General features: G+C 59.3%; 12 protein-coding genes. 1 reads left to right on the forward strand and 11 read right to left on the reverse strand.

Features of this window, described 5'->3' with window-relative positions:
• The first annotated feature begins 245 nt into the window (after positions 1-245).
• A complete protein-coding gene (locus VNZ60_RS12450) occupies positions 246-599 on the forward strand; it encodes a hypothetical protein (protein ID WP_325659574.1) in 354 nt (117 codons plus the stop codon).
• Positions 600-642: 43 nt separating this feature from the next.
• On the opposite strand, the gene VNZ60_RS12455 is transcribed toward VNZ60_RS12450, so the two are convergent.
• From VNZ60_RS12455 to VNZ60_RS12505, 11 genes are all read right to left on the reverse strand, one after another.
• Positions 643-1,818, reverse strand: coding sequence for a glycoside hydrolase family 18 protein (locus VNZ60_RS12455; RefSeq protein ID WP_325659576.1), 1,176 nt, complete (start codon positions 1,816-1,818; stop codon positions 643-645).
• Between the two features lie 25 nt (positions 1,819-1,843).
• The gene (locus VNZ60_RS12460) at positions 1,844-2,746 is read right to left on the reverse strand and encodes a glycoside hydrolase family 16 protein (protein ID WP_325659577.1); all 903 of its coding nucleotides are present in this window, start codon (positions 2,744-2,746) and stop codon (positions 1,844-1,846) included.
• Between the two features lie 7 nt (positions 2,747-2,753).
• Positions 2,754-4,055 (reverse strand): MFS transporter, encoded by a 1,302-nt coding sequence (locus tag VNZ60_RS12465; RefSeq protein WP_325659579.1) that lies wholly within the window; start codon positions 4,053-4,055, stop codon positions 2,754-2,756.
• A 359-nt stretch (positions 4,056-4,414) separates the two neighbouring features.
• Positions 4,415-5,968 carry a beta-N-acetylhexosaminidase gene (gene nagZ, locus VNZ60_RS12470; RefSeq protein ID WP_325659581.1) on the reverse strand — a complete coding sequence of 518 codons (1,554 nt, stop codon included), beginning with the start codon at positions 5,966-5,968 and terminating at the stop codon, positions 4,415-4,417.
• Positions 5,969-5,992: 24 nt separating this feature from the next.
• On the reverse strand, positions 5,993-7,003 hold the full coding sequence (locus VNZ60_RS12475; protein ID WP_325659591.1) for an SIS domain-containing protein: 1,011 nt from the start codon (positions 7,001-7,003) through the stop codon (positions 5,993-5,995).
• A 7-nt stretch (positions 7,004-7,010) separates the two neighbouring features.
• Positions 7,011-8,174 carry an N-acetylglucosamine-6-phosphate deacetylase gene (gene nagA / locus VNZ60_RS12480; RefSeq protein WP_325659593.1) on the reverse strand — a complete coding sequence of 388 codons (1,164 nt, stop codon included), beginning with the start codon at positions 8,172-8,174 and terminating at the stop codon, positions 7,011-7,013.
• A complete protein-coding gene (locus VNZ60_RS12485; RefSeq protein WP_325659582.1) occupies positions 8,174-8,908 on the reverse strand; it encodes a GntR family transcriptional regulator in 735 nt (244 codons plus the stop codon). The genes nagA and VNZ60_RS12485 overlap by 1 nt, the downstream gene beginning before the upstream one ends.
• Entirely contained in the window at positions 8,902-9,822 is a 921-nt protein-coding gene (locus VNZ60_RS12490) for a glucosamine kinase nucleotide-binding domain-containing protein (RefSeq protein WP_325659584.1), read from the reverse strand. The genes VNZ60_RS12485 and VNZ60_RS12490 overlap by 7 nt, the downstream gene beginning before the upstream one ends.
• A gap of 171 nt (positions 9,823-9,993) precedes the next feature.
• The gene (locus tag VNZ60_RS12495; RefSeq protein WP_325659586.1) at positions 9,994-10,431 is read right to left on the reverse strand and encodes an ExbD/TolR family protein; all 438 of its coding nucleotides are present in this window, start codon (positions 10,429-10,431) and stop codon (positions 9,994-9,996) included.
• An 11-nt stretch (positions 10,432-10,442) separates the two neighbouring features.
• Positions 10,443-10,871, reverse strand: a complete 429-nt coding sequence (locus VNZ60_RS12500; protein ID WP_325659588.1) for an ExbD/TolR family protein — start codon at positions 10,869-10,871, stop codon at positions 10,443-10,445.
• 2 nt (positions 10,872-10,873) lie between these two features.
• Positions 10,874-11,593: MotA/TolQ/ExbB proton channel family protein (locus VNZ60_RS12505; RefSeq protein WP_325659589.1), on the reverse strand; the 720-nt coding region annotated here is incomplete at its 5' end.

Genomic DNA, 11,593 nt, shown 5'->3' on the forward strand with positions numbered 1-11,593 from the left:
CGGCATGGCGAAAAAAGCGGTCATCGGGGCCGTCATGCACAAAATGACGCATCTTATTTACGGGGTGGTCCGTACTGGCAAGCCCTTCGATCCAAATTATTTAACCAACGGGCTTGCTATTCAAGACGGTATCTGACCCCAGATGACTATTGCCGTGGCGATGCCATGAATAATGAAACTCTCAATAATTCGGATGCTACTATTGAGCAAGCAAACACGCTTTGACTATTCCGAAAAAGATTTCCATGAATAAAAACCTGTATTCAGGTATCGCTGTATTGTCCGCCATCATGCTGTCCGGCTGCGCCTCGACCTGGGTTAATCCGAACAAACCGGCAACCGCGCTGTATCCCGATGAATTCGCCTGCAAGCAAGAGGCGATGCGGGTTTATCCGATTGTGGTGGTGAGCCAGGTCAACCCTGGGATGGAAACGCCAGGCAATACCTACTGCCGCAGAAATGACAAGGGCGATACCCACTGCACCACCTACCCCGGCATGTATATGCCGCCCTCGTATTCGCAATACGATATCAATGCCAGCGAGCGCGACGAGATCGTAAAGTCCTGTTTATATGCGCGTGGCTGGCATCTGGAGTAAGGTTTTTTGCGTGAATTTCACATGGAATGCGCTGAAACGAGCGCTAGGGTTGCAACAGCTCCGCCGCCACTTTATCCAGCAGCACAGCGTTGCGATCGGCAGACAACTGCCAGAACATCGCGCCGCCTAATCCCATCTGCTTCAAATACTTGATTTTGTAATCCAGCGACTCGACATCGTCATAGCTGACAAATTCTCCTGTATCCGGATTGAACAGATAAGGCACTTTGGCGGCCTCGTTCCAATAACGGGTAAAACCATTGCGATTGACCAGCGTGCCGCTGATGTCGGCGAAATCCAGTTCTCCCGGTTCGACGCTGCCGCGGCCTTTGCCGTTGCAATCCTGATGCTGTCCATGCTGCGGTGCGCCGCATTGTTGCCAACTATAGCCGTAGAAAGGCATGCCCAGCACCAGCTTGGCAGCCGGAACGCCAGCCTGCAAGGCCATCTCGACCGTGCTGCTGACATTGAATTTGGGGTTGGCGTCGGGCCGCGCCAGCGCCGGGTCGTTGTACAAGGGCGCTACGTGCCCGGCAAATTTGCTCCATGATCCGCTGAAATCGTAGGTCATGATATTGACCCAATCGAGAATCGCGGCGACCTTGGCCATTTCGGTATTCTGGAAAAACCCTTGGTTATTGCCGACCGCAGCGGTCAGTAGATAGCTGCGATGTTCCTGCTTTCCCGCGCTGTCGAGACGCTCGCGCAGCGCTTGCAGCAATAGCGTGTAGTTCTGCTTGTCTTCCGGCCGCACGGTATTGGCGGCGTCACCGCCGGCTACCGGGAATTCCCAATCGATGTCGACGCCGTCGAAACCGTTTTTGCGCAGGAAGGCCAAGGCGCTGTCGGCAAATTTCTTGCGCGATTGCGGCGTCAGCGCCACGTCTGAAAATTCTTTGGAGCCGGCCCAGCCGCCTACCGAGATCAAAGTTTTCAGCTTGGGACTGAGGCTTTTCAATCCGCGCAGCACAATAAAATCGCGCGCGCTTTGATCTGTGCCAGAGGACTGGTCGGCGACCACTTCACCATCCTTGATCAGCGCAAATGCGTAATTCAGATGCGTCATCTTGCTGGCGTCGATATCTGCTGCGGAGTATTGGCGCTGTTGCGATGGTAAGTAGTAAGCCACCACCTTGTAGGCAGGTGCTTTGTCAGGCGCTGCCATAACCATACCGGGCAGCAGCGCCGCCAGCAACATCGATAGTCGCATCAGTTTCATTCTGTCTCTCGCTTGATTAAGACCGTTAAAAATCGCAATTGGACGGCAACGGCGGCGTCATGGCCGCCACGCTGTCGATCTGGTGCACTCCCGCCCGCCGGTAGCTATTCACCGTCGCATCAACCTGCGTCGGCGACAACAGCTGGTCCTTGACGTGTATCACCCAAGCCAGATCCTGCTGGTAGCGCCGCTCCGCTTTGGTATCGGGCAGCACACCGCTGGGCGAGAACCACAAATTGAAATTGATCGCCATCGGCTGCGCCGGATAATTGCGGCCGCCGTGTTCATCCAGCTGCACACCGTCCAGGAAATAGCGGATCTTGCCGGCTGCCACTTGCATCATCACGGTATGCCAGCCGCCCAGTGCGCGCGGTTCTTCATGCACCTGGTTAAACGCCTGCCAGGGTTCCATCTGCACCGTTTGCCAGGACACGCTATACAACCTGCTGTGCGGATTACCCCAGCCGCCGTTGGGCAGGTATTCCCAATCCAGTTCGCTGTATTGCGGATCGAAATCGTGCTTCAAGGGGCTGGCGGTATAAAACGTTTCGACTACCAGATCGCCGCCAGGGCCTCGTATCGGTGCATCGGTGAAGCGTATGCGAGCGGCGTAAGTGCCTTCGAAATATTTGCGCTGATGGCAGAGCTGCGCCTGGAAGGTGCCTTCTGGCTTGCCGTCGGTGCGCGCCTCCAAACGCAGCAAGCGCTGGCCGTTGAGGTTCGGATCGTCAACCAGACTGATAGTGCCTGGTCCCCATTGTCCATGTTCTATGCCCGGATGGCCTTGCTGGTCGCGGATCTTCCAGCCGCCATTGATCAGCGCAGCGGTATCGGCATAGTGAAAGTCGTCAAAGAAAATACCGGCAGCGGCCCCAGCATTCGCCGCTGCCAGCACCGACAGTAACAAGCCGTGAAAAAAATAGTTCATCACCGCTTCAGATCGCAGCCGGCTGTGCCGCCGCATCGGCGGCCTGCTCATGACGGCCGATCGGCACTATGCGCGACAACAGCAAAACCGGGATCGCGGAAACCAGCACCCACAGGAAAAAGTGCTGGTAACCGAGCGCGCCCTGAATCGTCCCGCTCAGCATCTTGAACAGCACGTAGCCCAGCTGCATGATGCCGGTACCCAGCGCATAGTGCGCCATCTGATACTTGCCAACCGCAACTTCCTGCATGATGAACAGGATCAGTCCGACGAAACCGAAACCATAGCCGAACATTTCCAGGCTCAGGGCGGCCGCGATGACACCAAGGCTGCTCGGCATGGCTGTGCTCAGGAAAAAATATGCCAGATTCGGCAGGTTCATCGCCAGGATCAGGAAAAACATACTGCGTCGCAAGCCACGCCAGGCGGTGAAATAACCGCCCAGCAAACTACCGCATATGAAGGCGACCGTGGCCAGGGTGCCGTACACCGCGCCGACTTCCGCCGTCGCCAGTCCCAGCCCGCCTTCAGCCCGCCCCGCCCGCAGAAACAGAGGGCCGATAGTAGTGATCTGCCCTTCGCCGGCGCGAAACAGGATGATGAATGCGATGGCCAGCCAGATGCCGGGCTTCTGGAAAAAATCGATGATCACGTCGCGCAGGGTGAGCCAGACACCCCGCATCCCTCCCGCCGGACGCGCCGCATTGCGGCCAGCCGGCAAGGCCCAGAAATGGTAGATCGCCAGCAGCAGCATGCTCAACGCCAGCATGCCGAAGATCAGACTCCAAGCCTGCGCCACCGCCATGCGTTTCTCGAAATATCCAGCCAGCACCACCAGCCCGCCCAGCGAAAAAAATCGGGCGACATTGTAAAACCCGCCCTGCCAGCCGGCGTAAGTTGCCTGCCGGGTCGGACTAAGGCTGGCGATATACAGACCGTCGGCGGCGATGTCATGGGTTGCCGAAGCAATCGCCACCAATCCCAGCAAGGCAATGCTGACCGCGAAATAATTCGGCAAATGCAGCGCCAGCGCCACCAGCCCGAGACTGGCGCCGCCGAAAAACTGAAACAGCAGCACGATAGCTTTCTTGCTGCGCGCGGCTTCCAGGAACGGACTCCAGAGCGGCTTGAAGACCCAGACGAAACCCAGCATCCCGGTCCACAGCGCGATCTGGTCGTTGGCCATGCCCATGCTCTTGTACATCAGGCCGGCGATGGTCGCCACCACGAAATACGGCAGGCCTTCGGCGAAATACAGCGTTGGCACCCAGAGTGCGGGATGGTGTTCGGGTCTATCTTGATTAGGCATGTCAGCAGCCACCGTGGGTAAGATTGTTATAACGGATTCTATTGAGAGTTTCATGAAACATGACAATGCCCGTGCCTGGTTTTTCGGTGCGCTTAACCAACGCAGCTAACTGGGGTCAGAGTGAACTTTCTGCACGCCTTTTGCAGAAACTTCACTCTGACCCCACTTAGCGGGCTACGGAGTACTGACTCATCGTTAAAAGAACAAAACCGCGTTGTGCACTCTGTCTTTCTCCGAATCCGTCATGTGGGGTCAGAGTCAAGTTTCGCGATGAAGCACTGCGAAAGTTGACTCTGACCCCAGATGACTTTTGCCGTGGCGATGTCATGAATTTTGAAACCGTGAATAATGTTGGAGGTTTATTGCAAGCCGTTCGCCGCAACCGGCACCGGCATCCTGCCGCGCGCTTCGAGCGTTCTTGCCAGCCAGTCGGCGACTGCCTCCAGCGCCGCTGCAGAAAAACCGTAAGTGACCAGCGCCGGCGCTGCGATATCCAATATCTGAAACGGATTCCACAACACCAGATGAAGATCGGGCCGCCAGCTTTTCCTGGCCTTTTCGCCGTAGCGCAAACGCGTGGTCGACGCCAGGACCACTGTCCTGCCATCGTCCGGCAGCGCGGCCCAGTCCAGGCTTTCTGCATCCTCGAAAGTCACCAGTTCGACATCGTAGCGACGCGCCAGCAAGGCCGCGACTGCCTGCGCCGGCAGCCCTGCTTCGGCAACGCCGTCGCCGGCGGCATCGGCGCAAGCCAGCAAACGAATTTTTGTTCCGGCCGCCAAGGGCTGCGGAGTTCCAACTACGGTCAAAGCGCGACGCCATGCATTCGCCATCAGGCGTTCATCGGCAGACTCGGTGAGATAAGCACCGGCCGCACAGGGATAGGTGGCAGCCAAACCGTCCAGCCGCGCCAGTCTAGCCGCCAGCGCGGCACTGCCAAGCTCGCTGCCGGGTTTGCTACTGTCATCGGCGGCAGCAATTGCCATCGTCAGCGCCACCAAGGTTTCTTCCTGTGTGCTGCGATTACCCAGCGCCATGACCATGTCAGCACCGGCGGCCAGAGCCTGCACCGCAGCCTTGCCGACGCCATAGCGGCCGGCGATCGCGTGCATGTCCATGCCGTCGGTAATGACGACGCCGCGATATTCCCATTCGGTGCGCAACAGATCAGTGAGGATCTTGCGCGACAAGGTCGCCGGATGTTCCGGATCCAGCGCCGGATAGACAATGTGCGCGCTCATCATGGCCGGCGCCCGCCGTGCCGCCTTGAACGGCGCCAGCTCCAGCGCATCCAGTGCGCCGCGCGATTTGCTCACCGTCGGCAGATCGCGATGGGAATCGACATGGGTATCACCGTGCCCGGGAAAATGTTTGACGCAACAAGCCACGCCTTGCTCCAGACTGCCCTCCATCCACGCCAGCGCCAGTTCGGTGGCGCGTTGCGGATCGGAGCCGAAAGAACGTTCGCCGATGACAGGATTGGCGGGATTATTGTTGAGATCCAGCACTGGCGCAAAATTCCAGTTGAAGCCCAGCGCTTTAATACCGCGCGCCACCGCCGCCCCGACCGCGCGCGCCAGCGCGACATCGCCAATCGCGCCCAGCGCCATTGCCGCCGGCGGCGTCGGCAGCCAGGTGGCGCGCACCACTGCACCACCTTCCTGATCGATGCCTATCAGTGCATTCGGTCCCATCACGGCGCGCAAGTCGGCCGTCAGTTTGCTCAGTTGTTCAGGGTTCACCATATTCTGGCGGAACAGGCAGACTGCGCGGATATGGTTGTCGCGCAAGAACTGCGCGGTGTCCTGATCCAGCACCGTGCCCGGCATGCGGATCATGATCAGTTGGCCGGCGCTGCGACGCGCCTGGTTCAGCTTGTCTTGGGATGCGGCTTGGCTATCGGTGCTGCTCATATCGCTGCTCCATCGGTCCATCGATTAATTGGTCTTGGTCACTTTGCTCAGATGACGCGGCCGATCCGGATCAAGCCCGCGGGCGATGGACAGATTGGCGGCCATCACATAGAAAGCTTGAATCGCCACGATCGGATCCAGGTCGGGCGTCGGCGCCAGCGGCAAGGTCAGGTCGCGCTGGGCGATATCGGCCGGCGCCGCCAACAGCACCCGCGCACCACGGCCGCGCATTTCTTCAGCCAGCTTGACCAGGCCCGCCTGAGTCGGCCCGCGTGTGGCAAAAATCAGCAAGGGATAACCTTCGTTGATCAAAGCCATCGGACCATGTTTGATCTCGGCGCCGCTAAATGCCTCGGCTTGCAGCACCGAGGTTTCCTTGAATTTCAGAGCGGCCTCCAGCGCTACCGGAAAACTGGTGCCGCGCCCGACCACCATGATGCGCGAAGCCGGCGCCAATACCTCGATAGCGGCCGACCAGTCGGTTTCGGAAGCTTGCTGCAACGCTGCCGGCAAGGCTTGGATCTGGGCCAGGAATTCAGCATCGTCCTGCCAGTGCGCCACCAGCCGCGCCGCCGCCGTCAGGCTGGTGATGAAGCTCTTGGTCGCCGCCACGCTCAACTCCGGGCCGGCATGCAGCGGCAGCGTCCACTCCGCGCTGGCGGCCAGCGGCGAGGCGGTATCGTTGACAAGAGCCACGGTAGTCGCGCCGCCTTCGCGGAAATAACGGATAGGTTCGATCACATCCGGGCTCTGGCCCGATTGCGAAATCGCGATGGCCAATGCATCGCGCGCCAATAACGGCGACTTGTACAGCGTCACCAGCGACATCGGCAGCGAGGCCACGATGCGGCCCAGGCGCGCCATGATCAGGTAGGCGCAATAGTTGGCGGCGTGATCGGAACTGCCGCGTGCGACGGTCAGCACGCTGCCTGGCTGGGCGCGGCGCAAGCTGGCGCCAAGCGCTGCGTAGCGCTCGCCATCGCGCTGCAGCTGTTGCGTGACGTATTCGGCTGCGGAACACGCTTCCTGCAACATTTGCGAACTAAACTTCTGCGAGATCAATTCTTTCCCCTTCTACATAAACCGCGGTTAAATTAAGTTGCCGGTCGAGCACCACCAGATCGGCGCAGCAGCCGCTTGCCAGACGGCCGCGCTCCGGCAAACCCAGGTGATCGGCGGCATAGGTCGAAACCCGGCGCGAAGCATCCTCCAGGCTGAGGCCGAGCCCGACCAGATTGCGCAAAGCCTGGTCCATGGTCAGCGTGCTGCCGGCCAGCGTACCGTCGGCCAGCCGCACGCCGCCCATGCATTTGTGTACCTGCTGGCGCCCTAGCATGTAGGCGCCGTCAGGCATGCCGGTGGCGGCAGTCGAGTCGGTCACGCAGTACAAGCGAGGGATGGCGCGCAGGGCCGCTTTGATCGCCCCTGGATGCACATGCAGCAGGTCTGGAATCAGTTCCGAATAACGTGCATGCGCCAGCGCCGCGCCCACCATGCCAGGCGCGCGCGCCTGGAATCCGGTCATGGCGTTGAATAGATGGGTAAACCCGGAAGCGCCATGCTGCAACGCTTGCACGCCGTCCTCATAACTGCCCAGGGTATGGCCGATCTGCACCCGCATGCCGGATTCGCTGAGGGTGCGGACCACCTCAAGATGACCGGCAATTTCCGGCGCGACCGTAATCAGTTTCACCGGCGCCAGCGCACTCAGGCGCGCCACTTTTTGCAGCGTCGCTTCCTGCGCAAAATCAGGTTGCGCGCCGAGCTTGCCGGGATTGATGTACGGGCCTTCCAGATGCACTCCGAGTACCCGCGCTGTACCGGCCCGGCGCTGGCGGCAAGCGTGGCCGCAAGCTTCCAGCGCTTGCTCCAGATCGCTGAGCGGCGAAGTCATGGTGGTGGCCAGCATGCTGGTGGTGCCGTGCCGGGCGTGGATGGCAGAGATAACGTAGACCGCGTCGCCGCCGTCCATGATGTCTTTGCCGCCGCCGCCGTGCACATGCAAATCGATGAATCCGGGCAGGATGTAAGGATCGAGATTGTCGTCGGGATCGACCGCCGCACCTTCGATCGCGCTGATGCGGCCGTCGAAATGCAAGGTACCGTGAACCCAGCCTTGCGGGGTCAGTACATTACCTCGGAGTTCGCCTTTGTAGTTGCCACCTGAGTTGCCATCTGAATTGCCATCGGACTGGCGCTCACTCATCATCGGCGCAACTCCGCAACGAAGTCGTAGTAATCGCTGCGGCAATACGAATGCGACAGCTCAATCGCCGTGCCGTTTTCCAGATAGCCGACGCGGGTGATATGCAGCATCGCCGCGCCAGTCTTGATATCCGCCAGCTTGGCCTGGTCGGCGCTGGCGTTGATGGCGCGGATGTGCTGCAACGCGCGCACCGGCGCCACGCCGAGTGTCTCCAGATGGACATACAGGGAATCCGTCACCGCTTTCGGGTCCGGCAGGTAGTGCGCCGGGATGGTGGTGGTTTCGATTGCCATCACCACGTCGTCCGCAGTACGCAAGCGCTTCAGGCGCGATACCACCGTGTTGGGCGACAAGCCCAGCGCCAGGATTTCCTCGGCAACCGCGATCCCGGTTTCGCGCGACAGCCATTGCGAACCAGGGCGGAAACCGCGCTGCCGCAACTCTTCGCTGAAGTTGGTCAGGCGCGACAGCGGCTGCTCAAGCTTGGGCGTGATGTAAGTGCCGGAGCCGCGCTTGCGGATCAGCATGCCGCGCTCGCACAAGACGTCGATGGCTTTGCGCGCGGTGACCCGGGAGATTTCCAGCGAGTCGGCCAGGATCCGTTCCGATGGCAAGGCCTCATCCGGCTGCCAGACGCCGCTATTGATTTGCTCTGAAAGCCGGTTCACCAGTTGCAGGTACAAGGGCGTGTCGCTGGCGGCGTCCGGCTTGAGTTTTTCTATCTGGGCTAGCATGTTTTTTTCCCTTTTAATCTTTCATCGATCAGCCGCAGGGCGCCCGCTGCCGCATCTGCATGCGGCTTGACCACGAGTGCCCGCAACAGTGCAGGCAGGTAAGCGTGTAAATGTGCGGCGAGGCCGCCGCACAATGCAATCGGCAATCGTCCCGAGGGATCAAGCGCAGCAGCAATTCTAGCCACTTCCTGGCCCGCAGCCGTCATTATCTGTTGTGCCGCCGGCTCGCGTTCGGCGTAGGCCACGACGATCGGCGCCAGCTGGGCGTATTTGGTCTGGCTGGCGTTTGCCAGCCAGGCGAACATGCTGTCGCGATGGCTATCGAAATGCGTGCTGCAGCTGCGTTCGCAGAATTGCATCAGCGCGCTCGCAAAATCGTTGCCCGGCGCCCGTCCATCCAGCACTTGCTGAACGTGTGTAACGGCGCGCATGCCGAGCCAGGCGCCGCCCGCTTCGTCGCTGGCGGGAAAGCCCCAGCCGCCGACTTCGCGCCGCTCGCCGTCTGCCGTCAGCACTTCACCAACGCTGCCGGTACCGATGGCGATGATGACGCCGGGGCGGCCCTGATGTGCGCCCACAAGCGTGGTGAACGCATCGGTTTCCAGCACGGCGTCGCCAAAACCCGGATTTTTTGCGGCAAAATCGGCGGCCCATTGTTTGTTGTTGACGCCGGCCAGCCCCAGTCCGATAGCCATTTTTTCCAATGCCGGCCGGACTGCACCGACGCTCGAAAATGCGGCGTTGAGTGTTTCCAGCACAGCCGACCAGGCTTGTTCCACGCCGTGCATGAGGCCGGATGGCCCGCCATGGCCAAACGCAAATATTGCGTCGCCGGCATATGCACCATCTTTGCGGGCAACCCGTACACGGGTACCGGTTCCACCGCCGTCGACACCGATCAGGTATTCAATCATGTTGTTGCATCCATCGCTTTCATCTGCCGTTGGCATTGTTTTTATTGGCGGAAACAAACTGGATTTACTGTATGAGGACAGAAAGCCGCTGTCAATCGGTCTTTAAGTGGTATGTACAAATCCACTGTAAATGCCCAACAAGCTGGCGTTTTCTGATTAAAAACATACTATTTATTGCCCTATGAACTGCTCGTTACCAACGATACCGATCTTGGTCACGCCCAGCCGTTGCGCCGAAGCCATCACCGCCGCCACCGACTTGTACTCCACCGCCTTGTTCGGACGCAGATGCACTTCATCGATATTGCCGCCGGCAACCACGCCCTTCAAACGATCTTCCAGTTCAGCACGGCTAGCCATTGGCGTACCGTTCCACATCACCGTGCCGGTTGGATCGATGTCCACCGTATCGACTACCGGCAACGACAATGGCGGTGGCGGATTACCGGTTGGCATGTTCAGCTTGATCGCATGATTCTGGATCGGGATCGTGATGATCAGCATGATGATCAACACCAGCATGACGTCGATCAGCGGCGTCATGTTCATTTCCATCATCGGTTCCGGATCATTGGCGTTGCCGCCGGAAGAACCTACATTCATACCCATGTGATGCTCCTTCAGTTGCGCGCAGGCGGTTCAGTGATGAAACCGATCTTCGCTATACCTGCCCGCTGTGCAGTCAAGATCACCTTGCCAATATATTCATACTTGGTTTGCTGATCGCCGCGGATATGCAATTCCGGTTGCGGTACCTGCACTGCCACTTCTTTCAACTTCGACAGCAAGGTAGTGGTGTTTGGCACCAGTTGCTCGTTCCAGAACATGTCGCCTTGCTTATTCACCGCCAGGTTGATGTTCTCTGGCTTGGTTTTATAAGGTTCGTCGAATTCGTTCGGCAGCTTCACTGGAATCGTATGCGTCACCACCGGAATCGTGATCAGGAAGATGATCAGCAAAACCAACATGACGTCCACCAGCGGCGTCGTGTTGATCGTGCCGATCACTTCGTCTTCATCCCCATCGGGAGAGCCGAGTGACATTGCCATGATCAGCCAACCTTTTTATTGATATGCGCAACCTGGCCAGCCGAGCTCGAGGACATCACGCCGCTCAACAGGACCGAGTGCAGGTCGGCGCTGAACGAACGGATTTCTTCCATCGCGCTCTTGTTACGACGCACCAGCCAGTTGTAACCCAGCACAGCAGGCACCGCCACTGCCAGACCGATTGCAGTCATGATCAGCGCTTCACCGACCGGACCGGCGACTTTATCGATCGATGCCTGGCCAGCAATACCGATCGCTGTCAGTGCGTGGTAAATACCCCAGACGGTACCGAACAGACCGACGAACGGTGCAGTCGAACCGACCGTTGCCAGGAACGCCAGGCCGTCTTGCAGGCGGCTCTGGACTTTCTCAACCGAACGCTGGATCGACATGGTGACCCAGGTGTTGAGGTCGATCTGTTCCAGCAATGCGCCGTCGTGATGCACCGTGGATTTTTCACCGTTCTCTGCAATATAGCGGTAAGCGCTATTCGGCTTGAGGCCAGCCACACCTGCGGCTACCGTGCCGGCTTTCCAGAATGTCTTCTGTGCATTCTTGGCCTGGCCCATCAGTTTCACTTGCTCGATCAGCTTGGTGATGATGATGTACCAGCTGCCCATCGACATCAGCACCAGGATGATCAGGGTGCCGCGGGCTACGAAGTCGCCGCCTTTCCACAGGGCGTCGAGGCCGTAGGGGTTGTCGACGGTTTCCTTGGCGGC

This window comes from Collimonas sp., from assembly GCF_035566375.1.
GTDB lineage: Bacteria > Pseudomonadota > Gammaproteobacteria > Burkholderiales > Burkholderiaceae_D > Collimonas.

Bases quoted from the DNA above. Each gene is read 5' to 3' on its own strand.
- VNZ60_RS12475 (WP_325659591.1), bottom strand. From the start codon at position 7,003: ATGTTGCAGGAAGCGTGTTCCGCAGCCGAATACGTCACGCAACAGCTG.
- VNZ60_RS12460 (WP_325659577.1), bottom strand. From the start codon at position 2,746: ATGAACTATTTTTTTCACGGCTTGTTACTGTCGGTGCTGGCAGCGGCG.
- nagA (WP_325659593.1), bottom strand. From the start codon at position 8,174: ATGAGTGAGCGCCAGTCCGATGGCAATTCAGATGGCAACTCAGGTGGC.
- VNZ60_RS12490 (WP_325659584.1), bottom strand. From the start codon at position 9,822: ATGATTGAATACCTGATCGGTGTCGACGGCGGTGGAACCGGTACCCGT.
- VNZ60_RS12495 (WP_325659586.1), bottom strand. From the start codon at position 10,431: ATGGGTATGAATGTAGGTTCTTCCGGCGGCAACGCCAATGATCCGGAA.
- VNZ60_RS12485 (WP_325659582.1), bottom strand. From the start codon at position 8,908: ATGCTAGCCCAGATAGAAAAACTCAAGCCGGACGCCGCCAGCGACACG.
- VNZ60_RS12465 (WP_325659579.1), bottom strand. From the start codon at position 4,055: ATGCCTAATCAAGATAGACCCGAACACCATCCCGCACTCTGGGTGCCA.
- VNZ60_RS12455 (WP_325659576.1), bottom strand. From the start codon at position 1,818: ATGAAACTGATGCGACTATCGATGTTGCTGGCGGCGCTGCTGCCCGGT.
- VNZ60_RS12500 (WP_325659588.1), bottom strand. From the start codon at position 10,871: ATGGCAATGTCACTCGGCTCTCCCGATGGGGATGAAGACGAAGTGATC.
- VNZ60_RS12450 (WP_325659574.1), top strand. From the start codon at position 246: ATGAATAAAAACCTGTATTCAGGTATCGCTGTATTGTCCGCCATCATG.
- nagZ (WP_325659581.1), bottom strand. From the start codon at position 5,968: ATGAGCAGCACCGATAGCCAAGCCGCATCCCAAGACAAGCTGAACCAG.